Source organism: Granulicella pectinivorans, assembly GCF_900114625.1.
Lineage (GTDB): Bacteria > Acidobacteriota > Terriglobia > Terriglobales > Acidobacteriaceae > Edaphobacter > Edaphobacter pectinivorans.
Genome location: NZ_FOZL01000001.1, coordinates 3,891,493 through 3,916,252, shown reverse-complemented (window position 1 = coordinate 3,916,252; position 24,760 = coordinate 3,891,493). Strand labels below are relative to the sequence as shown.

General features: G+C 61.7%; 20 protein-coding genes. 11 read left to right on the top strand and 9 right to left on the bottom strand.

Annotated elements, in window-relative coordinates; translation table 11 throughout:
• Positions 1-86: 86 nt before the first annotated feature.
• Together BM400_RS15740 and BM400_RS15735 are read right to left on the bottom strand one after the other, a co-directional pair.
• Entirely contained in the window at positions 87-1,469 is a 1,383-nt protein-coding gene (locus BM400_RS15740) for a sigma-54-dependent transcriptional regulator (protein WP_089840502.1), read from the bottom strand.
• Positions 1,466-2,656 carry a sensor histidine kinase gene (locus BM400_RS15735; RefSeq protein ID WP_245781901.1) on the bottom strand — a complete coding sequence of 397 codons (1,191 nt, stop codon included), beginning with the start codon at positions 2,654-2,656 and terminating at the stop codon, positions 1,466-1,468. The genes BM400_RS15740 and BM400_RS15735 overlap by 4 nt, the downstream gene beginning before the upstream one ends.
• Positions 2,657-2,820: 164 nt before the next feature.
• Here BM400_RS15735 and BM400_RS15730 point away from each other — a divergent pair, with 164 nt between their 5' ends.
• The 3 genes from BM400_RS15730 to BM400_RS15720 are packed head-to-tail and all read left to right on the top strand — an operon-like array spanning position 2,821 to position 8,395.
• Positions 2,821-4,086: a TolC family protein gene (locus BM400_RS15730; protein ID WP_245781900.1), complete on the top strand. Its 1,266-nt coding sequence runs from the start codon at positions 2,821-2,823 to the stop codon at positions 4,084-4,086.
• Positions 4,083-5,249, top strand: a complete 1,167-nt coding sequence (locus BM400_RS15725) for an efflux RND transporter periplasmic adaptor subunit (RefSeq protein ID WP_089840495.1) — start codon at positions 4,083-4,085, stop codon at positions 5,247-5,249. Before BM400_RS15730 ends, BM400_RS15725 begins: the two co-directional genes overlap by 4 nt.
• Positions 5,249-8,395 carry an efflux RND transporter permease subunit gene (locus BM400_RS15720; protein ID WP_089840493.1) on the top strand — a complete coding sequence of 1,049 codons (3,147 nt, stop codon included), beginning with the start codon at positions 5,249-5,251 and terminating at the stop codon, positions 8,393-8,395. The genes BM400_RS15725 and BM400_RS15720 overlap by 1 nt, the downstream gene beginning before the upstream one ends.
• A 313-nt stretch (positions 8,396-8,708) precedes the next feature.
• Here the strand turns inward: BM400_RS15720 and BM400_RS15715 are convergent, their stop codons facing one another.
• Together BM400_RS15715 and BM400_RS15710 are read right to left on the bottom strand one after the other, a co-directional pair.
• The gene (locus BM400_RS15715) at positions 8,709-10,178 is read right to left on the bottom strand and encodes a protein adenylyltransferase SelO (protein ID WP_089840491.1); all 1,470 of its coding nucleotides are present in this window, start codon (positions 10,176-10,178) and stop codon (positions 8,709-8,711) included.
• A 122-nt stretch (positions 10,179-10,300) separates the two neighbouring features.
• Positions 10,301-11,941, bottom strand: coding sequence for a S41 family peptidase (locus BM400_RS15710; protein ID WP_089840489.1), 1,641 nt, complete (start codon positions 11,939-11,941; stop codon positions 10,301-10,303).
• Positions 11,942-12,225: 284 nt separating this feature from the next.
• Between BM400_RS15710 and BM400_RS15705 the strand changes: the two genes are divergently transcribed.
• From BM400_RS15705 to BM400_RS15695, 3 genes are all read left to right on the top strand, one after another.
• The gene (locus tag BM400_RS15705; protein ID WP_245781899.1) at positions 12,226-14,214 is read left to right on the top strand and encodes a peptidylprolyl isomerase; all 1,989 of its coding nucleotides are present in this window, start codon (positions 12,226-12,228) and stop codon (positions 14,212-14,214) included.
• Positions 14,215-14,300: 86 nt separating this feature from the next.
• On the top strand, positions 14,301-15,290 hold the full coding sequence (locus BM400_RS15700; RefSeq protein WP_089840485.1) for a 3'-5' exoribonuclease YhaM family protein: 990 nt from the start codon (positions 14,301-14,303) through the stop codon (positions 15,288-15,290).
• Entirely contained in the window at positions 15,287-15,811 is a 525-nt protein-coding gene (locus BM400_RS15695) for a DinB family protein (protein ID WP_089840483.1), read from the top strand. The genes BM400_RS15700 and BM400_RS15695 overlap by 4 nt, the downstream gene beginning before the upstream one ends.
• Here the strand turns inward: BM400_RS15695 and BM400_RS15690 are convergent.
• From BM400_RS15690 to BM400_RS15680, 3 genes are read right to left on the bottom strand one after another with little or no spacing between them, the layout of a single operon-like run.
• Entirely contained in the window at positions 15,801-16,700 is a 900-nt protein-coding gene (locus BM400_RS15690) for a 2-dehydropantoate 2-reductase (RefSeq protein WP_089840481.1), read from the bottom strand. The genes BM400_RS15695 and BM400_RS15690 overlap by 11 nt on opposite strands.
• Positions 16,701-16,745: 45 nt before the next feature.
• Entirely contained in the window at positions 16,746-17,114 is a 369-nt protein-coding gene (locus BM400_RS15685; protein ID WP_141223962.1) for a hypothetical protein, read from the bottom strand.
• Entirely contained in the window at positions 17,111-17,650 is a 540-nt protein-coding gene (locus tag BM400_RS15680) for an RNA polymerase sigma factor (protein WP_245781898.1), read from the bottom strand. Before BM400_RS15680 ends, BM400_RS15685 begins: the two co-directional genes overlap by 4 nt.
• Before the next feature lie 159 nt (positions 17,651-17,809).
• On the opposite strand from BM400_RS15680, the gene BM400_RS15675 reads away from it, so the two are divergent.
• From BM400_RS15675 to BM400_RS15655, 5 genes are all read left to right on the top strand, one after another.
• Positions 17,810-18,307 (top strand): hypothetical protein, encoded by a 498-nt coding sequence (locus BM400_RS15675; RefSeq protein WP_141223961.1) that lies wholly within the window; start codon positions 17,810-17,812, stop codon positions 18,305-18,307.
• Positions 18,308-18,403: 96 nt separating this feature from the next.
• On the top strand, positions 18,404-19,612 hold the full coding sequence (gene aroC / locus BM400_RS15670) for a chorismate synthase (RefSeq protein ID WP_089842018.1): 1,209 nt from the start codon (positions 18,404-18,406) through the stop codon (positions 19,610-19,612).
• 9 nt (positions 19,613-19,621) lie between these two features.
• Positions 19,622-20,134 carry a peptide deformylase gene (gene def, locus BM400_RS15665; RefSeq protein WP_089840472.1) on the top strand — a complete coding sequence of 171 codons (513 nt, stop codon included), beginning with the start codon at positions 19,622-19,624 and terminating at the stop codon, positions 20,132-20,134.
• 19 nt (positions 20,135-20,153) lie between these two features.
• Entirely contained in the window at positions 20,154-21,086 is a 933-nt protein-coding gene (gene fmt, locus BM400_RS15660; RefSeq protein ID WP_089842015.1) for a methionyl-tRNA formyltransferase, read from the top strand.
• Positions 21,083-22,453, top strand: a complete 1,371-nt coding sequence (locus tag BM400_RS15655; RefSeq protein ID WP_089840470.1) for a transcription antitermination factor NusB — start codon at positions 21,083-21,085, stop codon at positions 22,451-22,453. The genes fmt and BM400_RS15655 overlap by 4 nt, the downstream gene beginning before the upstream one ends.
• A gap of 1 nt (position 22,454) precedes the next feature.
• Here the strand turns inward: BM400_RS15655 and BM400_RS15650 are convergent, their stop codons facing one another.
• Positions 22,455-23,513 carry a hypothetical protein gene (locus tag BM400_RS15650; RefSeq protein ID WP_141223960.1) on the bottom strand — a complete coding sequence of 353 codons (1,059 nt, stop codon included), beginning with the start codon at positions 23,511-23,513 and terminating at the stop codon, positions 22,455-22,457.
• A gap of 99 nt (positions 23,514-23,612) precedes the next feature.
• The gene (locus tag BM400_RS15645; RefSeq protein ID WP_089840467.1) at positions 23,613-24,710 is read right to left on the bottom strand and encodes a Gfo/Idh/MocA family protein; all 1,098 of its coding nucleotides are present in this window, start codon (positions 24,708-24,710) and stop codon (positions 23,613-23,615) included.
• Positions 24,711-24,760 lie beyond the last annotated feature (50 nt).

Here is a 24,760-nt window from a genome sequence, read left to right as displayed (position 1 = left end):
CGACGCACCCCTCAAAAGGGTGGTTTGTGTCGCGAGCGCCCGAAGGACATCTCCGCAGGCTTCTTGTCTGCTGTTCTGAGTGCGTCTTAGAGGGCAGGCTCCGGGTCGGTGGTCATCAGGCCATGCTTCTCCATGCGATAGATCAGGGTACGGCGGCTGATGTCGAGATAACGCGCGGCATGGGTCTGGTTGCCGCTGAACTTCTCGAGCGCACGGCTGATCAGGTCGCGCTCGATGGCCTCCAGGCTGATGCCTTCTTCCGGCAGATCGCGCCATGGCGCGGTGGAGTCGGTGGAGGAGCCCATCAGCTCTTCGGGAAGATCTTCATCGGTAATCAGGTCCGAGGCCGAAAGCACCAGAAGGCGTTCCAATACGTTTTCGACCTGCCGCACGTTGCCAGGCCACCGGTAGGCAATCAAACGGCGCTTCACGGCGGGTGAGAGCCTGACGTCCTCGAGTCCATGCCGCGTCTTGGCACGCTCCAGCAGGGAATCGATCAACTCCGGAAGATCTTCGCGACGCTCCCGCAGCGGCGGGATCAGGAGAGGGACGACGGCTAGACGGTAATAGAGATCTTCGCGGAAGGTCTCATCCTCGACCATCGCGGGAAGGTTGCGATGCGTCGCCGCGATGACGCGCACGTCGACCTTGACTTGTGAGTTTGCACCGAGCTTGGGGAGCTCGCCCTCCTGGAGGACGCGCAGCAGTTTCACTTGTGCTTCCAGGGGAAGTTCGCCGACCTCGTCGAGAAAGAGCGTGCCGCCGTCGGCCGATTCGATGCGTCCGGTCTTGTTCGTGAGGGCGCCTGTGAACGCGCCTCGGGTGTATCCGAAGAGCTCCGATTCGACGAGTTCGCGTGGGATGGCGCCGCAGTTGATGGCGACGAAGGGCCGGTTGCGTCGGCGGCTGTTGTGGTGGATGGCGCGCGCCAGCAGTTCCTTGCCCGTGCCGGTCTCGCCCTGGATCAGGACGGTGGTATCTCGCTGGGCTACGCGCGCGGCCTGATCGAGCACGCGGAGGAAGCTCTTCGAGTGCCCCACGATCCCCTCGAAGCCATATCGCTGGTCGAGCGCGGAACGAAGCGTTCGCACCTCCTCGATGAGGTTCTGCCTCTCCATGGCACGATGCACCACAAGCAGCAGAGCATCGAAGTCGAGGGGCTTCATCACGTAGTCGTAGGCTCCCAGCTTCATGGCCTCGACTGCGGTCTCCACCGTGCCGAACGCGGTCACGACGATGACTGTCGTCTGTAGCCCTTCCCTGGTGATGCGGCCCAGCAGTTCCAGGCCAGAGGTGGGCATACGAAGGTCGGTGATGACGAGGTACGGCTCGGTCTCCTGCAGCATCTTCCAACCTTCGTTGCCGTCGGTGGCGAGAGAGACTACGTATCCGGCCTCTTCGAGCTGCATCTTCATCACACGGCGCAGGCTGCTGTCGTCATCGACGACCAGGATGTGATTGCGCTTCATCGAACCGACCTCACGCTCTCTATGGCGACAGCCTCCGAGGCTGGCAGTTGCAGGCGGAAGATCGTGCCACGCCCTTCATTCGGCCGGAAGGTCAGCGTTCCTCCATGCTGTGCTGCGATGTTGGATGCGATCGCCAGGCCGAGCCCTGTGCCTGTCTCCTTGGTGGTGAAGAAGGGCTCGAAGATGCTCTCCCTCGCCTCGGTTGGGATGCCTTGCCCTTTGTCGCACACCTCCACGCAATACGCATCGTCCTCAAAGAAGCTGCGAATTGTCACGGCTCCATCTTCCCGCGTGGCCTGCACGGCATTCAGAATGAGATTGAGCAGAAGCTGTTTGATCTGCTCCGGATCGCACTGGACCTCGCGGCTTTCCGGTTGCGACTCCACCACGACCCGCAGGTTCTTGGTGTTGTGCTGCGCCAGCGCCGTGACGGAACGCACCATCTCCTCGGGATCCATACTCTGGTAACGAGGCAGACGTGGGCGTGCGAACTCCAGGAAGTTCGTCAGCAGCTTGTTCAGCCTCTGCGACTCTTTCGTCAGGATGTTCAGGCACTCGGTTCTGCTCTCCGCGGAGGCCTGTCCACGTGCCAGAATCCCAGCCGCTCCGCTGATGCTCGCCAGCGGATTGCGAATCTCATGGGCGAGGCTTGCGGAGAGCTGGCCCGCCGCAGTCAGCCGTTCGGTCTTCTTCAGCTGATCGATATTTTGCCGCAGCTCCGTGTACACCTGTTCCAACTCCAGTTTCGTCGTCTCGACCCGCCTCCGTTGCGTGCGTTCCCGTTCGGCCAGCACACCGGCGATCATTCCTGCCGCGCCAAAGGTGCTCAGTTCGACGATCTGGTCCTGGGCATCGAGGGGCTCGCTGAACCAGTGGCGGTGGATCGAAGGCGCCTGCAGGACGGTGGCCAGGAGAATCGTCTTCAGCGCACCCTTCCATCCGAAGAGAAGTCCCGCCAGCATGAACGGCAGGATGTTCAGATGGTGCAGGATGTTGTGCAACACGACGTCGTGGGGTGGGGTGAACCACGAGAAGAACGCCAGCGCGGTCACGAGCAGGACGATAAACGCCGCTTTCATCCTCGTCGATCGCAGGCTGGTCATGCCGTAGAGCATGTCTTCATTCTCCCACGCACGCCATCGTTGCCCCGGCAGAGCGCAGAGAGGGAAGAGCAATTCAATCGCCAACCCGGGAGCGTCGCTTTCCAAGGACGTGGAGACGAGTAAGAGCAACGTGGTGAACCATTTGGGTAGGGCGTTGTCCCATATGGGACAACCGGGCTGCGCCGCCGGTCGCGAACCCTATCCTTTGCAGCGTTTTGCTTTGGCGCTCGAATTGCCTTAGTCAAAGCGTGACGCTTCGACGCTTATCTCTCGTTCCGATTCTTCTGCTGGCACTGCCGCAGGATCGGCCCCTTGTTGCGCAGTCTGCCGCACCAGTCATCCTGACCCTGGACGACGCCATTACCCTGGCCGAGCGCAACAGCCCACTCCTGCAGGGAGCGGAGGCCGATACGCTGAAGGCGAAGGGCGCAGCACGTGCAGCACGGGCTTATACCAATCCTTCGCTTGAAGTTTTTCAGGGCAAACAGTCGGCACGTCCCATCGCGACACCCGGCGTTCCGGGTCTCCTCCAGCACTATGCCGCATACCAGCCGATTGAAATCCCGTCCGAACGAAGGGCACGGCAGCGTGCCGCGGACCTCGCCATTGCAAGCAAGGCTCTTGGCCAGCGCGGGGTGGCCCTCTCGGTTATCGCCGAGGCCAAACATGCTTTTTACGACACGCTCCATCGCCGCGAGGAGATCGGCCACGCCAGGGAGAACCTCCAACTGGTCGAAGATCTGCTCCGTCGCGTGAAGGTTGAGGTTGAAGTCGGCGAGAAGGGCCGACTGGAACTTACCCGCGCGGAGGCCGAGGCAGCGCGCGCCAGCTTCGCCGTGCAAAGCGCCCAGCTTGAGTACGCCAAGTCCATCGCGGCGTTGCGTCTGGCCATTGCCGCACCCCCCGACGCGAACCTCGATCCGCGAGGGGAATTTGAACCGCGGATCACGCTCGTCCCGATCGCCGAGGTGAGGGATGCGGTACTCCGCGCACACCCGGCCATCGGCCAGTCCGAAACCGACATCGAGGTCTCCCGTGCGTCGCTGGAGCGCGAGCGCGCTCTCCGTATCCCGCAGCCGACGGCGTTCGCCGAGTTCGAAAACCAGCCCGACCTGCGCTTCTGGCGAGCAGGCATTACCGTGCCAATTCCCCTGTGGGACCGCCGCCGGGGCCAGATCGATGAGGCCAAGGCAACGATCTCGCAGACGACCTCGGTCCTGAATCAGCGCCGCCTCGAGCTTGTCGCTGCGCTTGAACGTTCGTACGAGCAATATCAACTCGCCGACCAGCAAGCCACTGCGCTCGAGTCTGCCCCGTTGCGCGCGGCCGAGAGCGCGGTCGATGCCGCCAAGGCCGCTTACCGCTTCGGAGAACGCGGCATCGTCGAGGTGCTGGACGCGCAACGCGTGCTGCAGAGCGTTCGCGGCGACCTGCTCGAAGCGCAATTTGCACGCCAGTCGGCTCTCGTCGACCTGGAAGAACTTGGCGCGGTTGCGCCCGGAGTAAAGCCTTGATCACGACCCACCGCCTCCCCGCGATTCTCTCCGCCTTCCTCGTTCTCCCTCTGCTCGTGACGGGCGGATGCAAGGAGAAGCCCAAGGCCGCCATTGCTGCCGAAAAGAGCAATCCCAATGAGGTCGCGGTTACTCCGGCGCTCGCTGAGAATCTGAAGTTCGGGACGCCTGAGATGCAGGATGTCGTCGGCAACCTGCAGGTGGCGGCGCACGTCGAGACTGATGCGCGCCGCATCGCGCATGTCGGCTCTCCGGTGAAAGGCCGGATCCTTCGTCTGCTTGCTTTTGAAGGCCAGAGCGTGCGCCCCGGGACTACGCTTGCCATGCTTCACAGCACGGATCTTTCCGATACCCAGTTTGCGCTGATCAAGGCCGCCTCGCAGCAGACGCTCGCCGCCGCCGGTGTCCACCGCGCCGAGCAGCTTGTTAAAGCGGACGTCATCGGCCGCGCTGAGCTTGAACGCCGCGAGGCCGAACTGCTGCAGGCGAGTACCGAGGCCGCGTCATACCGCACGCAACTCCATGGACTCGGCATGACCGAAGGCCAAATCCACCAGCTCGAGACCACACGCAAGCTCAGCGCCGACTATCCCATCGTGACGCCCAGGGGAGGCACCGTGCTGAAGCGCGACATCACGATTGGGCAGGTGGTCCAGCCCGCCGATCCGGCGTTCACCATCGCCGACCTGTCGAGTGTCTGGATCGTCGCCAATGTGCCGGAAGAGGATGCCGGTCATCTGAAGAGCGGGATGCAGGTCGAGGTGCGGATTCCTGCGCTGCCCCAGGAGAAGATCACCGGTCGCCTGAGCTTTGTCTCGCCCATCGTCGATCCCGCGACGCGGACGGTCGAGGTGCGCATGGACCTTGCCAACCAGCGCGGTTTACTCAAGCCAGACGAACTCGCCAGCATGACCCTGACGGGCCACACCGAACGCAAGCTGACCGTGCCGAATGCCGCGGTCGTGCGCGAGGATAACCAGGACTATGTCTTCGTCCAGGCTGCCGAACAGAAGTACATCCTGCGGAGTGTTACGCTGGGCGAGGAAGAGAATGATCGCCGCGTCGTGCTTAGTGGCGTTGCTGAAGGTGAAAAGATCGTCACCGAAGGCGCCTTCCATCTGAACAATCAGCGCAAGCAAAACGCGGTCAAGGGAGGCGAGTAATGCTCGCTTCCATCATTGCCGGCGCGCTGAAGCAGCGCCTCATTCTCGTCGTCATTGCGCTGGCTTTCGTCGGACTGGGGATAAACGCGGCCCAGAACCTTTCGGTCGACGCCTTTCCCGATGTTGCGAACGTGCAGGTGCAGATTGCCACGGAGGCGGAGGGCAAGTCGCCTGAAGAGGTCGAGCGCTTCGTCACCATCCCCATCGAGATCGCCATGACCGGTCTTTCGGGCATGACCGACATGCGTTCGCTCAATAAGCCCGGGCTCTCGCTGATCACGCTGGTCTTTGCCGACGGCAGCGATCTGTACCGCGAACGCCAGATGGTCTCCGAGCGTTTGGCCGAACTGCGCGACCGCATGCCCGAGGGCGTCACGCCTATCCTTGGCCCCATCACCAATGCGCTGGGCGAGGTCTATCAATACACGCTGGAGATGCCGGGTGAAGGAGCCTCCAAGCACGCCCTGACGCACGACGAACTGATCCAGCGAAGGACGCTTGAAGACTGGGTCGTTCGTCCTCTGCTGCGCTCCATTCCCGGTGTCGCGGAGATCAATTCCACCGGAGGCTTCGTCAAGCAGTACGAGACGCTGGTCGATCCGCAGAAGCTGCATTATTACAACCTCACCATCAACGATGTCCGCACCGCGCTTTCGCGGAACAATGCGAATGCCGGCGGCGGTGTGCTGCCGCAGCATGCCGAGCAGTACCTCATCCGGAGCGTCGGTCTGATCCGTGACCTGGACGACATTCGCAACATCGTGCTCAAGGAGAAGAGCGGCACGCCCGTCTATGTGCGCGACGTTGCCGAGGTCCGTATCGGCACGGAGGTTCGCTATGGAGCGATGATCAAGAACGGCTACACCGAAGAGGTGGGCGGCGTCGTGCTGATGACCAGCGGAGGCAACGCCAAGGAGATTGTCAGCCGCGTGAAGGAACGCGTTGCCGAGATCAACCGCAAGCACATGATCCCCGGCGGGATTGAGATTGTGCCGTACTATGATCGCTCGCAACTGGTCGACGCTGCGATCCATACCGTCACCGAGGTGCTGGCCGAAGGGGTAGTTTTTGTTGTGATCATCCTGTTCCTCTTTTTGGGTGATCTGCGTTCGAGCTTCATCGTCAGTGCCAACCTCATTCTCACGCCGTTGCTTACGTTTCTGGTGATGAATCACATCGGCCTATCGGCGAACCTGATGTCTCTCGGTGGCCTTGCGATCGCCATCGGGCTCATGGTCGATGGATCGGTTGTCGTTGTCGAGAACGTCTTCGCGCAGCTCAGTCACGCACGCCATGCCGCCCATGGAGATGTCGACGAGAAGAGCAAGCTCGAGATTGTGCTCTCCGCTGTGAAAGAGGTTGCGACGCCGACTGTCTTTGGGGTCACCATCATCATCCTGGTGTTTCTCCCGCTTATGACGATGGAGGGGATGGAAGGCAAGATGTTCGCACCGCTTGCCTACACCATCGCCATCGCCCTGGCCATCTCGCTGGTGCTTTCGCTCACGCTGTCTCCTGTGCTGTCGTCGTATCTCCTGAAGGGTGGCTCGGAAGAGGACACATGGCTCGTCCGCATGCTGCGCAAGCCTTACAACGTGCTGCTGCGCTGGGCTTTGGCGCACCGGATTGCGATGGTGCTGGGTGTCATCGTCCTCTTCGTCGGTGCGCTGTCGCTTGTGCCCCTGCTCGGGACGTCCTTTATCCCCGAGATGCAGGAGGGCACGCTCTCGCCCAACGCCGACCGCGTTCCCAATATTTCGCTCGATGAATCGCTGAAGATGGAGAAGGAGATGCAGCGGCTGATGCTGCAGGTGCATGGCGTCGAGAGCGTCGTCTCCCGCGTTGGCCGAGGCGAATCGCCAGCCGACCCAGCCGGTCCGAACGAGGCCGATGTACTCGCGTCACTGATGCCACCCGAAGAGCGTCCGCACGGTATGACGCAGGACCATATCGCGGAGCAGATCCGCAATCGCCTCGCCTCGCTGCCCGGCATCAACCTTGTGATGTCGCAACCCATCAGCGACCGCGTCGACGAGATGGTCTCGGGTGTTCGTGCCGACGTCGCCGTGATGCTCTATGGCGATGACCTCGACATCCTTGTCGGCAAGGCCAATGAGATCGCCAAGGTGGCGTCTTCGATCCAGGGCACGCAGGATACGCGGGTCGATCGTGTCGGCGGTCAGCAGTACCTCACCATCCAGATCGACCGCGATGCCATCGCTCGGTACGGACTCAACGCAGCGGACGTCAATGTCGTCATCGAGACTGCCATCGCGGGCAAGTCCGCCACCGACATCTACGAGGGGGAACGCCGCTTTGCCGGTGTGGTGCGTCTTCCGCAGACGTTGCGTGACTCGGTCGAAGACATCCGTGAGCTTCAGATCAGCTCGCCCGATGGGCCGCGCATCGCGCTGAAGGATCTTGCGAGCGTCAAGGTCGTCGAAGGTCCGGCTCTCATCAATCGCAGCATGGGCAAGCGACGCATCGTCGTCGGTGTGAACGTGCAGAACCGCGACCTCGGCGGCTATGTGAAGGAGTTGCAGGAGAAGGTGGATGGCAACGTTCATCTTCCGGGCGGTTACTACATCGAGTGGGGAGGCCAGTTCCACAACATGGAGCGCGCGCTCCACCACCTCACGATCATCGTCCCCATCACGATCGCGGCGATCTTCTTCCTGCTCTTTGTCCTCTTCCAATCGGTGCGTTTCGCCGCGCTCATCATCATGGTGCTTCCGCTCGCATCGATCGGCGGCATCCTTGGGCTGTTCTTCACGGGCGAGTATCTCTCGGTGCCGGCGTCGGTTGGCTTCATCGCGCTATGGGGAATCGCTGTGCTCAACGGCGTCGTGCTCGTTTCGTACATCCGCAAGCTGCGCGATGAGGGACACAGCCAGGAAGAGGCTGTGCGTGAAGGCACACGGCTCCGCTTCCGCCCTGTCATGATGACGGCCACCGTAGCGGCCATTGGCCTGGTGCCTTTCCTCTTCGCCACCGGTCCGGGCTCGGAGATTCAACGCCCACTCGCCATTGTGGTCATCGGCGGTCTGCTGAGCTCCACTGCGCTCACGCTGCTCCTGCTGCCGGTGCTCTACGCCTTCTTCGAAGGCAAACAAGCTCCCTCCGTACCATCTCTCGCGGAGGCTTGAGGCGGGCCCCCGCGAGCGCAGGGGGTCCGTTTTTTTATTCCATGTCCTTCGCTCCCTCGGGCTTCAAGAACCGTGTGTAGCCATTCAAGCTGAAAGGTTCACAGACGTGCTTCATCTCCGGTTCCGCGAGATCGGCTTCTATCTTTGACTTGGCTACCGTGGCGAGACAGCGGAGACAGATGGAGTGGTAGGTACCTTCGTAGTCGAGCCGATGGGGGAAGCTGGGCGCGTTGATGCAGCGACCTCCTGATGTGTGGTCAACACACTCTATCGGAGATCGCGTTGTTTGTCGGTCTCCCCAGCTACATGCGCATCAGGTTCCGCAGAAGGTCTGCAGGACGCGCTCTTCCGGGCGTGCCGGGGTCGAGTACCTCTCCCTGCCAACCTGATCCTCGTACGGTTGTGTGACGACCGCCAGCAACTGCTCAAACGGCTGGAAGTCCCCGCGCTCCACAGCGAAGTCGATCATCTCTTCCACGCGATGATTGCGCGGAATGAACGCCGGATTGACCTGCCGCATTGCTGCCCGGCGGTCCTCTGCCGATACGGTCTCAAACTCCAGTCTTTTTTCCCAGGCAATCGCCCATTCGTCATACGCAGCAGGGTCGGCGAACAACTCGCGCGGGCCCTGGTTGTCGGCGAGCCTGCGGAAGGTCAGCGTGAAGTCCGCATGATTGGCTGCCATACGCTCGAGAAGATCTTCCGTCAGCCGGTCGTCTCCTTCGCGCTCAGCCGCCAGCCCAATCTTACTGCGCAACCCGGCGTTGCGCGCTCCTTCATACTTTGCCTCAAAGGTTGAAAGGGCATCGTTGGCCGAGGCCAGCGCACCCTCGTCGCTTCCTTCCTCCTGCGCGAGGATTGGGAGCATCGCCTCCGCCAGACGGGTCAGGTTCCAGTGCGCCGCATGGGGCTGGTTGCTGTAGGCATAGCGACCCTGGCGGTCGATGGAACTGAAGACCTTGCGCGGCTCGTACGCTTCCATAAAAGCGCACGGGCCGTAGTCCAGCGTCTCGCCCGAGATGGAGGTGTTGTCAGTATTCATCACGCCATGGATAAAGCCCAGCAACATCCACTGCGCGACCAGCGCGGCGTGCCGTGCGATCACACCATCCAGAAGGCCGCGATAAGGTTTCTTCGTCCCTACAACCTCGGGATAGTGCCGTGCGATCGCATAGTCCGCGAGCTTGGAGAGGCCCTCCGTATCCCCGAGCGCGGCGAAGTACTGGAATGTACCCACACGGAGATGACTGGCGGCGACGCGCGTAAACACAGCACCAGGCAGGGCAGCTTCGCGGAAGACCTGCTCCCCGGTTGTGACTGCGGCGAGAGCCCGCGTGGTGGGCACACCGAGAGCCGCCATTGCCTCGCTCAGGACATACTCTCGCAGAACGGGACCGAGGGCGGCACGGCCGTCACCGCGCCGTGAGAAGGGCGTGGGGCCCGACCCCTTGAGTTGAATGTCGTAGCCTTTAACCTCTCCCAGCAGGTTCGCGCGTCCGTCTCCGAGCTGGGGAACAAAGTGGCCGAACTGGTGCCCCGCATACGCAATTGCCAGGGGCTCGGAGCCGTCCGCAACGCGGTTGCCGGCGAGGATCGCAACACCCTCCTCGCTGGCTAGCTGCTGCGGGTCGATCCCGAGGTGCTCCGCAAGAGCGACGTTCACCTTGATCAGGCGAGGCTTCGCGACGTGGGTTGGATTCACCCTCGCATAAAAGCGCATGGGCAAGCGCGCATACGTATTGGTGAAGCCGAACTGAACGGTACCTGAAGCGGAAGAAGTCATATTGGATTCGATGTGAGAAGACGGGTTTCGTTCCAGATCAGAGACGACGACGGCCAAAGACGACTCTGCCGGTGCCGACTCCACCCGACGGGGGAAGCCAAACACCGGCAGGGGTGTGGACGTTACCGGCGTGCGGTGGTCAGGGGCTTCTGTGTGGACTCGTTGCTGTCTTCGAGCGCGCGTGCCTCAGGCAGGAAGGTCATCGCTTTGTTGATCTGCGGATCCCACTCGGCGCGAACCTTAAGACCTTCAAGCTGGCCAAACTGCGTCGTAAAGAGATCGCTCTTGATGCTCTCCTTCACCCAGTCGAGGTTTGCGGAAATCTCGGCGTCGGTGTAGTCGATCTTGCTCGTCTTGAGGAAGCCCTTGAAGCTCTGCAGCACGGAGTCATCCACCACAAAATCCTTGGGGATAGACCGGTTTGAGAGATAGAAACGGGCGAAGTCGAAGAAGGCGTAGTGGAAGAGAAGGCCGTTCTGGAAGGAGTTCGCCTTCACCTGATCGATCTTCTCGTCGGGCGTAATGCCTCCTCCACCGTAGACGGTGCGTCCATGGTCGGTGAGCTTCACTTCGAGGTTCGACTTGTCCTTCTGGTCGCGCCCATCGCGGACGACATAGTAGTCGTAGAGGCTCATGTGGTCGTATGAACGCTGAATCAGGCGACCGGAGGGAGTGTAGTAGTGGTAGGTCGTCAGCGCCAGACCGGAGTTCTCGCTGATCGTGAAAACGGTCTGTACAAGTCCTTTGCCGAAGGTGGTTTCACCGACGATTAAGGCGCGATCGTGATCCTGCAAAGCACCCGAGACGATCTCCGCCGCCGAAGCGGTGTTGCGATTCACTAGCACGACGATGGGGTACTTCTCGTCCGATCCGCGCGAGGCGCGGTAGACCTGGTCGGGGAAGGCCCGGCCCTTCTGCGAGACGACGATCTGCCCCTTCTTTAGGAACTTGTCGCTCATGTTGACGGCTTCGTTGAGGAGTCCGCCGGGGTTGCCGCGCAGGTCGATGACAAGCCCGGTCAACGGTCCCATGCCCTCGAACTTGTCGAGCGCATCGCCGACTTCGCGGCTGGTGGTCTCCATAAACTGCTTGACGTGGATGTAACCGACACCCGGCTTCGGCTCAAAGGCCAAATCGACCGAAGGCTGCGGGATCTCGTCGCGGACGAGGTCGAATACGAGGTTCTTGGGCTGGCCTTCGCGGTACATCGTGACCGTCACGTGCGATCCGCGGGGTCCCTTGAGCATGGCGGCGACCGCTGCGGAGTCGAGGTTCTCGCACGACTTGCCGTCTACCGAGATGATGGTGTCGCCCGGGCGGATGCCGGCCTTGTAGCTCGGGGTGCCCTCAAAAGGAGCCATGACGACGATCTTGGTCGTCGCGGGCTTGTCGCCGTCCGCAGGCTTGTCCGGCTGCGGCTGGATGGACATGCCGACGCCGTAGTAGCGCCCATGCTGATCTTCGCGCATCTGTGCGAAGGCCTTTGGATCGTAGAAGTTGGAGTGCGGGTCGAGAACATGGAGCATGCCCGGGATTGCGCCATCGTAGATGACCTTGTCGGTGCGATCGGCGTTCAACTGATCCGCGTAGTTCTGCTCGACGATGGAGTAGACATTGGTGAACTGGTGGAGCGAGTCGCGGAGTGTGGACTCATCGGACGCGGACTGCGCAGCGACCTTCTGGCTGATGATCGAGCCGAGAACACCGCACGTAGCGAGGAAGACGGTAACGGAAAAGAGTGCGCGGCGGGTGCGTGGAGCCATCGGCGGTGTGTCCTCGAAAACTGCGCTAGAAAAGCGTTTCGCTACGGTTAAAGACAGTCCTGCGTTGGACGGAGTATACACCCGGAGGTGAGCGCAACGCAGGGTTTAGGCCACTGCACCCGGGGTTCGGAGGTCCAGTTCGGCTTTCGAGGCGATTCGGCCTTAGAATAGGTTGACACCATTTCTCAGCGGCTTCGTCTTAAGAGGGAAGCCTCGGCATCGGTGCGGGTTGTGCCTGTCTGCGACAGGCTAAAAGGGTTTTCTGGATGAATGAAGGAACTTCGATGAATCGTCTTATGCGTTCGGCTCTGCTGAGCGGCGCGGTGGCCTGTGTGTGTGCGGTTCCGGTGTGGGCGCAGGCCCCTCCGCGGTATCAGAGCCCCATCATGGCTCCGTCTGCCCCCGCGAAGCCAACGCTTCCTGTGCCGGCAGCAGTTACGCCGAACGGTGTCGTGGTGGAAGATGTCGTGGTCCGGGTGAACGACCAGATCATCAGTCAGAGCGACGTGATTCGCGCGCAGCAGCAGCTCCAGCAGGAGATTGAGCAGGCGCATGCGACCCCGGCGGAGGCTGCCGATCGCGAAAAGAACATGCTGCGCGACATGATCGACCAGCAGTTGCTGCTCTCCAAGGGCAAGGAACTCGGTATCAACGCCGATGCCGAGGTCATTCGCCGGCTCGACGAGATCCGTAAGCAGAACCACTTCGAGACGATGGAAGATCTCGAAAAGGCAGCACGCTCGCAGGGCGTGTCGTTTGAAGATTTCAAGGCTGGCATCAAGACGAACGTGATCACGCAGCAGGTTGTGCGTGACGAAGTCGGCCGCCGTATCGGCCAGATGACTCAGGCGCAGGAGACGGCCTACTACGATGCGCATAAACAGGAGTTCGTGCAGCCGGAGCAGGTTCGTCTTGCCGAGATACTGATCGCGACTCCCGCCAACCCGACCGAAGCTCAAATCGCCGAGGCGCAGGCCACCGCGAACGATGTTTCCGCGAAGCTGAAGGCCGGTGCGAAGTTTGAGGATATGGCCAAGCAGTATTCGACCGGTCCGGCCGCACAGCAGGGCGGCGAGCTTGGCATGTATAAGCCGGGCACGCTGGGCAAGGTGCTCGAGGATGCAACGTTCCCGCTGCCGGTTGGCGGTCTGTCGGCGCCGATTCGTACGCGCCAGGGATTTGTGATCCTGAAGGTGCTGGAGCACCAGCAGGCCGGCGTTCCTCCGATGAAGTCCGTGGAGAACGAACTGCAGAATGCAATCTACCAGGAGCAGATGGGCCCCGCGCTCCGCGCTTATCTGACAAAGCTGCGTGAAGAAGCGTATGTTGACATCCGTCCCGGTTACATCGACTCCGGTGCAAGCCCGAAGCAGACCAAGCCGATCTTCTCCGCCTATGCTCCGCCACCGGTGAAGAAGAAGAAGAACCAGTCGAAGTCGCGCTACGAGGGCGAGTTCCGCCGGGCTGCCGTTGGCGTGAACAAGAGCGATAGCGACGGCTCCGCAGCGCCGGCAACACGTCCCGCACCCGTTGCCGCTGCGGCAACCACTCCGACCGCACTTGCCGGTACGAACGCTCCCGCTGAGACAGCCGCCGCAACGCCGGCATCCACGGTGTCCGTTCCGGAGAAGACGTCCGCCCGTCGCGCACAGCCTGTCAGCAAGAAGGAAACGAAGACGAAGCGGATTCGTCGCGAGAAGGTTCGGTTTGGCCAGGCTCCGCGTAATGCTCTTCCGGCCGGTCCGGATGAGACGGCGGCAGCGGCGCAGATTCCGGCAGCAGGTCCGGGCAATGCGGTGGGCGGTCTACCTGCCCTCGGCAGCCAGACGGCTCCGGTCAACGCAGGCGTCAACGTAGACGATCCGCTGGCTCCGGTGGCGGCTCCCGTCAAGAAGACCCGCTACTCCTCGCGTGCGCCTGAGGTGAAGCTGCGCAAGACGAAGGTGAAGGTCGCGAAGGCCAACGAGAAGGCGATTGCGACCCCCGTGTCGATGACCGCCGAGGAGAAGGCGACCAAGCAGACGCAGTCGACGGCTCTCGGTCTGAGCGGCGATACGACGAAGAAAAAGAAGAAGCGCAAGAAGGGCGATCCGAAGGAGCGTCTGCAGGAGAAGGCTCCCGAGCCGAAGACGGATAAGTTCGCAAATCCGACTGGTCCAGGGACCTCGAACGACCTGAGTAAGACGCCCATTGGCGGTGCTCCTGCTCCTGCCCCTGCCCCTGCTCCCGCATCCGCTCCGGCGCCTGCTCCTCCGGCAACGCCGCAGAACTAAGGAACGATCCACTCAACCGGAAGGGCGTGCGGGCTTCGGCTCACACGCCCTTTTCCTTTGCCGGGAAGCGGGTATTCTTGGTAGCGATGAAAGACTTTTTTATAGCGGATGCCGTTAAGTTCGAGAACGTCGTCGTCACCACCTACTTCGCGCTGGCCTCGGTGCAGGTGCGGGACAAGAAGACCGGCGGCCAGTACCTGGCGATGACCCTAGCGGACAAGACCGGCTCGTTCGAAGCGCGCATGTGGGACGACTTCGCCGAAGCCATCGCGAACTGCGCCGAGGGTTGCTACGTCAAGGTGCAGGGACAGGTCACGAAGTATCAGGGCAAGTACCAGATCACGCTGACCAAGATGCGACATGCCGCCGAGAGCGAAGTCGATACGGCCGACTTTGTGCCCACGACCAAGTACGACATCGAGGAGATGTTCGCCGAGTTGCGCGGCTACGTAACAAGCTTCACGAATCCCGATCTCACGCGCCTTGTCCTTGCTTTCCTCGACGACCCCGAGATCGGCCCTGCCTTCAAGACCGCTCCCGCCGCCAAGATGCTGCATCACGCCTGGATCGGAGGCCTGCTTGAGCATGTGCTTCTCCTGGTGCGCGTCTGCCGGGCTACCGCGCCGTTTTATCCGGAGGTCGATCCCGAGCTTCTGGTCACAGGAGCGATTCTTCACGACATTGGGAAGATCCGCGAGCTGAGCTGGAGGTCGTCGTTCTCCTACACGGTCGAAGGCCAGATGATCGGCCACATCTCCATCGCGCAGGGGATGCTGCGTGAGAAGGTCCAGCAGATTCAACCGTTCCCGGAGAAGCTCCGTGTGCTGGTCGAACACATGATCCTGAGCCACCACGGCAAGTACGAGTTCGGTTCGCCCAAGCTGCCCATGACGCCCGAGGCCGTGCTGCTCAGCATGCTCGACGATCTCGAAGCGAAGATGCAGAATATGCGTGCCGAGTTTGGCAAGGCCACCGCCGCAGGCAAGGGCGGCGGTGAGATGACGGAGTGGGTGCGGAGCATGGAGAGGCCGCTGCTCGATTCGCAGGCGTATCTGAAGACTGAGGAGACAAAGTGAAAACGACCATCGCCCTACTATCGCTTGGCTTTGCTGCAACCACCGCCGCTTTTGGCCAGACCGGCAACCCCGTCGTCACGAGCGCACGAGAGATCTTCGACAGCCAGTCGAAGTACATGATGGCGGCCGCGGCGGAGATGCCTGAAGCCAAGTACGGTTTCCGTCCCACGCCGGAGCAGTGGACCTTTGGCAAGACCGTGGCGCACGTCGTGGGTGGAAATAACCACGTCTGCGCGATGTTGGCCGACGTCGCTTCGCCCAAGGTCACGGTAACGGAAGCATCGACCAAGGACGAACTGGGCGCAGCGCTGAAGGAGTCGTTCGACTTCTGCGGCAAGGCGCTCGACGGCCTGAAGGATGCGCAGATGGGCGACCCGATCACCTTCTTCGGCGGGACGAAGAAGCCGAAGGCCCGCGCCCTGACGGAGTTGGTGGCCGATCTATCGGACCACTACTCGCAGATGGCAAGCTACCTTCGGCTGAACGGCCTGCTGCCTCCATCGGCGAAGCCTAAGAAGTAGTGCGCGGCTTTAGGTTTTTCAGGAGCGCATAGAGTGTCGCGTTGATGGGAGTTGGTATCCCGTGCTTCTTCCCGAGGCGCGGGATCACTCCGTTGCGTGCATCGGCTTCCAGTTCCCGCCCCGCGAGGCGGTCGTAGTACATGGAGTTGCCGCCTCCAGGTGTTCCCGGCGTGCCCGCAAGCTGCACCACGATCCGCTCTGGCAGGCCATCGTCGAGCACCGCACCCTCCGCCCTGCCTACCTTCATGCATTCGCGTACGATCTGACGGCACAACTCGGCGACCTCCGGCTCGCGGATGACGGACTGGTCCCGCTCGGTGAGCGCCGTCAGCGAACCGTTGGCGGCATTCAGGCACATCTTCTCCCACAGGCTCCTGAGAAAATCGGCGGTCATCTTGACCGGAAGGCGTGACCCCTCAAAGAGCGTCTGCAGTCCGCTGCCGAGGTCGCCCTCGGGAACGACGAGGTGCGGCGTCCCGGTGACGATCACTGTGCCGGGCGCGGTGCGCTCAGCAGGAATCTGCACGACGACGGGCAGGATGCGCTCCGGATTGCCGATGATGGGCGTGACGGAGTCGAAGTGCTCGACGCCGTTCTGGAGCACGGCAACCCTGGTGTTGGGCCCCGCAAGCGCTCGAAGCCAGGATTCGGTCGCTGGCACCTGCTGCGCCTTCACGCAGAGCAGCACCCAGTCCACCGGAGCAGGCGAGGATGGTGTGGTGGAAACCTCGGCAGGGGAGACGATCGCGCTTCCGTCCGGGAAGGACACATGAAGGCTCTCGAAGGGGGTATTCGCGCAAAAGACGACCCGATGCTTCCCGGTTTCGACCAGCGCGGAACCTACCGCGCAGCCGATTGCTCCGGAACCGATGATGGTGACTGTGGACATCGACGTGCCTCCTGGCGGTCTGAACCTCTCCGATTGTAGAGGCTGCTACCGGGTACCCGGAAAGCTGCGCGTGCCAAGCCACAGTGCCAGCGCCAGCATCTGCGCGATCAGGATGTATTCCAGCAGAACAAGCGGCGTCGGGCTCAACGGGTTGGCAGCCGTCGTCGCCGGAGACAGCACAGCGACCACCACGGCGAGCACGAGGAGTGAGATCCACGCCGCAGCCTGACCATAGTGGGTCTGGGGCTGCATACGCTTTACGGGTTGTGCCTGCGCCATCCTGGCCATGCGGGCGGCGAAGTCCCCAGGAATCGCAGGGTTGGGCTTCACCTCCAGGGCTTCGAGCATCGCGGGATAGAGCGCTGGATCGGCGTCGTGTTGCATCGGTTGGTCCGCTTTTTCGTTAGGTCTCATGCGATCCTTTCTACCGGCGCGGTTCGTCGTGCGGTTTGTGCGCGAACATGATCGCCCAATTTTTGGCGGCCACGATGAAGATGGGTCCGTACCGTTCCGATCGGCAGGTTCAGCGTCAGGGCGATATGCTCGTAACTACACTCCTCCTGATGATAAAGGACCAGTACGGCGCGCTCGGGTTCCGAGAGCAGGAGTAGACCTTGGTCGACCGCATCGAGCATCTCCTCCCGCGCATACTCCTGCTCGGCGTTCCTCCCGTGTGAAGGCAAGGTCTCGACAAACGCTGGAGCATCGTCATCCGGATCCGAAGCCGGGGTAAACCGGTACTCGCGATCCTTGCGCCGTCTCTTCCACTCGTCCTGCGCCACGTTGACGATGATCCGATAAAGATAGGTCGAAAGCTTCGCCTCTCCCTGAAAGTGAACTAGCCCACGATAGAGCCGCATGAAGACCTCCTGCGCCAGATCCTCGATGCGATCGTGCGAGCCGGTCAGACGGAGCAGCGTACGAAAGACAAGCGCCTGCTGCTCCTGCACGATGCTCTCGAAGTCCGCCTCGGGATTGGGTTTGGTCGGCAAGGTTGGGTCAGACCGCAGGTATCGGGAAAAGTTTCAGCGAATAGTTTGAAACTTAGCAGAGCCTACGCAGTCTTAGGGGGCGTTGTTCAAAATGGATTGGTGTGGAGGTGGATGATCATGATGGATGTCACTGAGGCGCTTGCTAGCCCTTATATCGTTCCGGTGTCGGCATGCGCCATGGTATTGGGAATCGTCATTGCGTCGAAGGTCGCGGAGGTCCGCAAGCGGCAGCTTGAGTATGAGGAGAGAATGGCTGCGCTGGCCAAGGGCTTGCCTCTGCCGCCTCTCGAATCTGAAAGCAAGAACCAGATGTGGGCCGCGATGAACGGCGCTCCCATGCAGCAGATGCAACAAATGCAGCGGGAGCGCGAGGCAGAGGGAATAGCACGGAGGCGCGGCGGCATTCGGCGCGCCGGCATCATCCTGGTGACCGGGGCGGTCGGGGTTGCGTTGTTCTTCGCGGTGCTAGCCATGATTCTTCAGGAGCGCGATGTCTTTGCGGGCGTACCGTGCGCACTGATTCCGTTTGCGATTGGAGTCGGACTATTGATCGACGCGAGGGTCAACACCAAGGAGCAGGAGGAGGCAGCAGCGGTGCTTGCGCTGAAGGAGTAAAGCGCAGGCTCCCGAAGGAGCTGGGCTTGTTACAATTTGAGTTTGGCCTTCGGCAAATTTTGCCCAGGCCACACTTCATTTCAGCGGGTCTTCATCGTGAGTTCGAAGTTCAGGTTTTCGACGGCAGGAGAGAGTCACGGCGAGAGCCTTGTGGCGATGGTCAGTGGTCTGCCGGCAGGCGTTCCCGTAGTGCAGGAGGTCGTCGATCGCGAGCTGTGGCGGCGGCAGCAGGGCTATGGCCGTGGCGGTCGCATGCGGATCGAGCGCGACAAGGCGCACATCCTCAGCGGCGTGCGCCACGGTAAGACCATCGGCTCGCCCATCGCGATGACGCTCGCGAACAACGACTGGAAGAACTGGGGCGAGATTCTTCCAGTTGAAGAGGGAGACGCCGCGAAGCACAAGGCGGTTGCGTCTCCGCGTCCGGGCCATGCCGACTTGGCGGGTTCTCTTAAGTATGACTTTAAAGATGCTCGCTATGTGCTTGAAAGAGCGAGTGCTCGCGAAAGTGCCGCTCGCGTGGCGTGCGGTGCGATGGCCAAGTTGCTCCTGCGCGAATTAGGGATTGAGGTGGCGAGCCACACTGTGCGCGTGGGCGGGCAGGAGCTTGGCCGCGATGCTGCTTGGCCCGAAATCGTAGCCTCCTGCGCTCGCGAAGAGGTCCTGCTGAACTGCGTGGATCCTGAAGCCGAAGCGCGAATGAAGTCCGAGGTGGATCGCGCTCTGCGGACGGGTGACACCATCGGCGGTGTCTTCGAGGTGGTGGTCCACGGACTGCCTCCGGGCGTCGGAACCCACGTGAACTGGGACGAGCGCATGGACGGTTTGCTCGCGCAGGCCGTGATGAGCCTCCAGGCGGTGAAGGCCGTCGAACTGGGGCGGGGAGTGACCGCTGCCGAATCAATGGGTTCAACCGTGCACGACGCGATCGCCTACGCGGAAGAGGGCGAGAACGAGCCGGAAGACGGCGGTCCGAAGTTCACGCGGTTTAGCCGCGAGAAAAATAACGCTGGCGGCATTGAGGGCGGTATCTCCAACGGAGAGGACATTGTTGTGCGCGGGTATCTGAAGCCGATCTCGACGCTGCGGAGGCCGCTTGGTTCCGTCAGCTTCGCGACGCGGGAGCCGGTCAAGGCGGCATACGAGCGTTCGGACGTCTGTGTGGTGCCGGCCGCGGGCGTTGCGGCGGAGGCGATGGTCGCGCTCACGATTGCAGGGCTGGTGATCGACAAGTTTGGCGGCGACTCGCTGCGCGAGATGAAGCGGAACTTTGACGGATATGCGGAACAGATTCGGAAGTTTTAGAGAGGGCTTGTGAAGATTCATGAGGTGGTGAAGTACCCGGAGCCGGTGTTGGCGAAGCGCGCCACGGAGGTGACGGAGTTCGACGCAAAGCTGGCGAAGCTGGTCGACGAGATGTTCGACAGCATGTACGCCGCGCAGGGGATCGGCCTTGCCGCGCCGCAAATTGCTATTTCTAAAAGAATTACAGTGATTGACGTGAGCTTTAAGGAGCGCCCGGAAGAGAAGCTGGCGCTGATCAATCCGGTGATCGTCGAGCAGGAAGGCCGTCAGGTCGAAGAAGAGGGCTGTCTCAGCCTGCCGGAGATCCGCGAGAAGGTCGTTCGCGCGGAGTGGGTGAAGGTGAAGGCGCAGAATGTAAAGGGCGAGTGGTTCGAGGTGGAGGGCACAGAGCTTTTGGCGCGGGCTCTCCAGCATGAGATAGACCACCTGGACGGCGTGCTTTTCATCGACCGGATCAGTCGTCTCAAACGCGAACTTGTGATGCGTAAGATCAAGAAACTACAGAAGAATGGCGAGTGGTAAGGCTGGGCTGGAGGGTCCGATGAAGATCGTTTTTTGTGGGACCCCGGAGTTTGCGGTGCCGACGTTGCGGGCGGTGGTGGCGGCTGGGCATGATGTGCGCCTTGTCGTGACACAGCCGGATCGCGGTGTGGGACGCGGGTTGGTGATGCAGGCTCCACCGGTGAAGGTCGCGGCACAAGGTCTTGGAATTTCAGTCGTCCAGCCTGAAAAAATCAAGAACAACCTTGAGTTTCGGGCGCAACTTGAAGAAATCAGGCCGGATGTAATCCTGGTTGTTGCGTATGGCCGCATTGTCCCGGATTGGATGTTGGCGCTTCCTCCCTTTGGAAACATCAATTTACACGGAAGTTTGCTGCCGAAGTACCGGGGTGCCGCGCCGATTCAGTGGGCGGTGGCGAATGGCGAGACTCATACGGGGGTGACCTCTATGTTGTTGGAAGCAGGGCTGGATACGGGGCCGATGCTTCTGGCGCAGGTGGTTCCCATTGCCGAAGAGGAGACTTCCGAGGATGTATTTGAGGGGTTGGCCGCGGTCGGGGCCGAACTTATCGTGAAGACTCTGCAGGGGTTAGAGGATGGTTCGGTGCAACCGATTGCGCAGAATCATGCGCTGGCCACGCTGGCTCCGATTCTCAAGCGGGAGGATGGGCTGGTCGATTTTTCGCGGCCGGCCAAGGTGATTTACGACCGCTGGCGCGGCTTCCAGCCATGGCCGGGTGCATACACGTTTTTGCGGGGTAAGAAGCTGATTCTGAGCCGGTTACGAGTTGCTGATGGAATGGATGGCCAGGTGGGAAATGTAGTCGTAGAAGGTGGTAGATTGCTGGTTATTTGTGGTGAACGGACCAGCATCGAGCTGGTCGAGGTGCAGATGGAAGGCAAGAAGAGGATGGCGGCCTCGGAGTTCCTGCGCGGATACCAGATCAAGACGGGCGAGCAGGTGGGACAGTGAAGCCGGGGAAGCAGGGATCAGGGACCAGGGAACAGGGAGCAGGAAAGAAGCCGCGCCAGTTTGTGAAGGGCAGGCCTGCCAGTGCCGGGCCGACCCGGTCGGCGGCGGAGGCTCAGGCCAAGGTATCTCCTGCACGGCGGGTGGCGTTTGAGATTTTGTTGCTGGTCGGAGCGAACAAGGGGCATAGCGACGAACTGCTGCATGGGGTGCGGACGGAGGAGCTTTCGGAGGCGGACCGGAATCTTGCCACGGCGCTGGTGATGGGTGTGCTGCGCTGGGAGATCGCGCTCGATGCACGGGTGAGAGTGCATCTGCAGAGACCGGATCAGGCTCTGCCGGAGCCGGTCGCGCTGGCGCTGCGGATGGGGGCGTTCCAGTTGCAGCATATGGACCGGATTCCGGCGCATGCGGCGTTGAGTGAGTCGGTGGAGCTTTGCCGGGCGGCGGGTCATCCGCATGCGACCGGGATGGTGAATGCGATTCTGCGCAAGGTGGCAGCGGCGCAGAAGCCGAAGGAGCGGATCTTTGAATCGGTCGCGGCGTTTGCGGAGCGGTTAGGGCATCCACGCTGGATGGTGGAGCGGTGGGTGGCTAACTACGGGCGGGATAAGGCGCTGAAGATCTGCGAGGCGGACCAGACGGAGCCGGTGGCGGGTGGGGTGTTCGAGGCGCTCGATAACGGGGACCAGGGCGCGGGGAAGATGCCGCAGATGGACGATGGATCGAGGCTGGTGGCGGAGATTGCGGCGGCGGCGGCTCCGGCGGTCGAGGGGAGGGCGCTGCGGGTTTGGGATTGCTGCGCGGCTCCTGGGGGGAAGACGCTGATGCTTGCTCTGAGGACCAAGGGCGAGGTACTGGCTAGCGATGTGAGTGCGCGGCGTCTGGAGCAGATGAAGGGGCGGCTGCGGCGGCACTCGTATGCGGAGGGGGTTCGGACGCTGGCGGTGGATGCGGCTGCGTTACCGGCCTCTGAAGGCGAGTTCGATCTGATTTTGTGCGATGTGCCTTGCAGCGGGACGGGGACGCTGGCTCGGAATCCGGAGATTCGGTTTCGGATGACGCAGGAGGAGTTGGGGCGGCAGGCTGGGCGCCAGAGGGAGATTCTGGGGGCGGCGCTGAAGAGGCTGGCTCCGGGGGGACGGCTGGTCTATTCGACGTGTTCGCTGGAGCCGGAGGAGAATGAGGCGGTGGTGGGGACGGTTGGGGACGGGTTCAGACGGATTCCGGTGGGGGAGTTTCTGGGTGGGATTCCGGGGTTGAAGGAGGGTGGGGATTTGTCTTCGGCGGTGGTGGATGGGGCGCTTCGGACATTGCCTGGGGTGGATGGGTGTGATGGGTTCTTTGCGGTGGTGGTGGAGCGGGTTTAGTTCACTTTACGGGTTTTGGCTCTCCGAACTCCGGGTGGTCGGGGCGGGAGAAGGAGGTTTTGGGGTGGTTGGGCTGCTTGATGTAGGCCAGCCATTCCTGGGCTAAGGCTTGGGTGGGGAAGAAGGCGGCTGGCTTTTCGTTTGGAGGGAAGGCGGTGCGGTTGCGTGAGATATGGGCGTCGCAGACGTTCCATAGCGGGAGTCCCCAGTGGTCCTGGTATTGGGTGGGACAGGGCTGGATGGATCCGTACCAGCCCGCTATCTGGTTCATGGGGCGCAGAGGCCGATTGGGGCTGGGCTTTCTTGCGTCGATGACGGCCTGGAGCCAGTCGAGGAGGAAGGGACGGATGTTGTTGATGCAACAGTGGGGGATATTGTTCTGGACAAGGAAGATCCATGGGGCGTGGTGGGTGCGGTGGTGGTCATAAAAGGCGTAGGGTTTGGTCACGCCTGCGATGGCGTCGTGGCCTCCTGCGACGATCAACTCGGGTACGGCGATGCCGTTCGTGTCGAGCGTGATCTTGTCGACGTTGTCCGGATCGGTCTGGCCGGGATTGGCGAGGATGGAGGCCAAGACTCGATCCGGCGAATATGCGACGAAATGCCCGAAGTAGGCACCTGTACCGGAGAAACCGAGGAGGATGAGCTTTGCCTTAGCTAATTCCGGGTGGCCGCTTTCTGAGCCGAGGTTTGCTAAGGCCGAGAAGAGGGAGCGGCCAAGGCCATTTCCCGGGTTCATGTCCATCTCGCCCTCTTCGGCGGTGCGTGAGGCTGGGCATTGGTGGGCGAGGACCATGGCGATGCTGTTTTTGCTGGCAAAGGCGATGACGCCGGGGTCGGTGTAGAAGCTGGTGATATCGGGGCCACGATCGTAGATGACCCATGCGGCCTTGACGGGGACTTGTGCGGCGGGAAACGAGACCTCGTATTGACAGGGTTGGGCTATGTTCTCGCCGGGCTGAGGAGGGTCGACGGCCTTGTATTGCTTCAACTGGGATGGGGCTGGCGGAGGGGTGAGAAGCAAGGCCAGTAGAGCGGCATGGATGACTCGGGATCTCATACCTGAAAGACGCCTTGTTTCTCGGAGCGCTCGTTTTTTTCATGACGGGGCGGCAAACCCACATCTCAGAATCGAGATGTGGGACATCCGGTTTGTGGATTAGTTGGGCAACGGGGTTAGACGGATGGTTTGGCCGGTTTTGGCGCTGCGGCGGGCGGCGTCGAGGATCTGGACTACGACCATGTTGGTTTCTAGGGAGGAGAGGTCGCCTTTGGAGTCGATTTGATGGTGGAGGACGGCCGCCAGATAGTCCAATGAGGTTGCGTGTTCGGGGGATAGTGGGGGTGCGGTCGATTCGGTTTCGGTTTTGTCGCCCTTGTAGCGGGTGCGGATGTGGTCCGAGGCTACGGTGAAGATGGTTCCGTTGACTCCGTAGACCTCCATGTTCTTGACGGAGAAGGACCAGTTCCAGGAGGGGAGCAGGACGGCCTGGGTGTGGGGGTAGCGGAGGACGATTGTGGCGTCGTCGTCGACCCTGGGGTAGGTGCCGGGCTTGTCGGTCTGGGCGACCGCGGTGACGGAGATGGGGGTCTGACCGTGCATCATCTGGGTGACCATGTCGGCTCCGTAACAGCCGAAGTCGAACATGGCGCCGGCTCCGTTCTGGACGGGGTCGGTGAGCCAATCCAGGAACTCGGGGGTGACGCCGATCTCCTTCGGTCCCTCGTGGCCGTCGCGAACGATGACCTTGCGGACCTCGCCGAGTTTGCCGCTGGCCGCTTCGTTGAGGGCTTCCATGTTGGAGGAGTACCAGGTGGTCTCGTAGTTGGTGAGGACCTGGATGTGGTTGGCGCGGGCAAGGTCGCGGATGGAGAGAGCATCTTCGACGGTTGTGGCTAGAGGCTTCTCGACCATGGCGGAGACGCCGTGATGGGCAGCGATCTCGATGACTCGGCGATGTCTGTAGATGGAGGTGTAGACAAGGACTGCGTCGGGGTGGAGCTTGTTGAGCATCTGGGCTTCATCTGGGTAGAAGAGGGTGGGGTCGAGATGGAAGCGGGTGGTGTACTTCTGGACGAGGGCCTGGTCGGGCTCCACAATCGCTACGAGTTCAGCCGAGTGGCTCCTGGGGAGGGCGCTGAGGAAGCCGGCTACGTGGTTGTGGGTGAGGCCGATGATGGCGACTTTGATGGGGGCTTGCTGGGCGGGGAGGCTGGATGCGGTCGCTACGAGGAGGAACGTGAGGAGTCGGCGCATAGGGGAGAAGGATAACGCACGATTCGATGGGGTGGGTAGGGCATTGGGCG

Coding starts and splice junctions, on each gene's coding strand:
- BM400_RS15675 (WP_141223961.1), top strand. CDS start 17,810: ATGATGGATGTCACTGAGGCGCTTGCTAGCCCTTATATCGTTCCGGTG.
- fmt (WP_089842015.1), top strand. CDS start 20,154: ATGAAGATCGTTTTTTGTGGGACCCCGGAGTTTGCGGTGCCGACGTTG.
- BM400_RS15740 (WP_089840502.1), bottom strand. CDS start 1,469: ATGAAGCGCAATCACATCCTGGTCGTCGATGACGACAGCAGCCTGCGC.
- BM400_RS15715 (WP_089840491.1), bottom strand. CDS start 10,178: ATGACTTCTTCCGCTTCAGGTACCGTTCAGTTCGGCTTCACCAATACG.
- BM400_RS15710 (WP_089840489.1), bottom strand. CDS start 11,941: ATGGCTCCACGCACCCGCCGCGCACTCTTTTCCGTTACCGTCTTCCTC.
- BM400_RS15685 (WP_141223962.1), bottom strand. CDS start 17,114: ATGAGACCTAACGAAAAAGCGGACCAACCGATGCAACACGACGCCGAT.
- BM400_RS15700 (WP_089840485.1), top strand. CDS start 14,301: ATGAAAGACTTTTTTATAGCGGATGCCGTTAAGTTCGAGAACGTCGTC.
- BM400_RS15645 (WP_089840467.1), bottom strand. CDS start 24,710: ATGCGCCGACTCCTCACGTTCCTCCTCGTAGCGACCGCATCCAGCCTC.
- BM400_RS15705 (WP_245781899.1), top strand. CDS start 12,226: ATGAATCGTCTTATGCGTTCGGCTCTGCTGAGCGGCGCGGTGGCCTGT.
- BM400_RS15650 (WP_141223960.1), bottom strand. CDS start 23,513: ATGAGATCCCGAGTCATCCATGCCGCTCTACTGGCCTTGCTTCTCACC.
- BM400_RS15720 (WP_089840493.1), top strand. CDS start 5,249: ATGCTCGCTTCCATCATTGCCGGCGCGCTGAAGCAGCGCCTCATTCTC.
- BM400_RS15690 (WP_089840481.1), bottom strand. CDS start 16,700: ATGTCCACAGTCACCATCATCGGTTCCGGAGCAATCGGCTGCGCGGTA.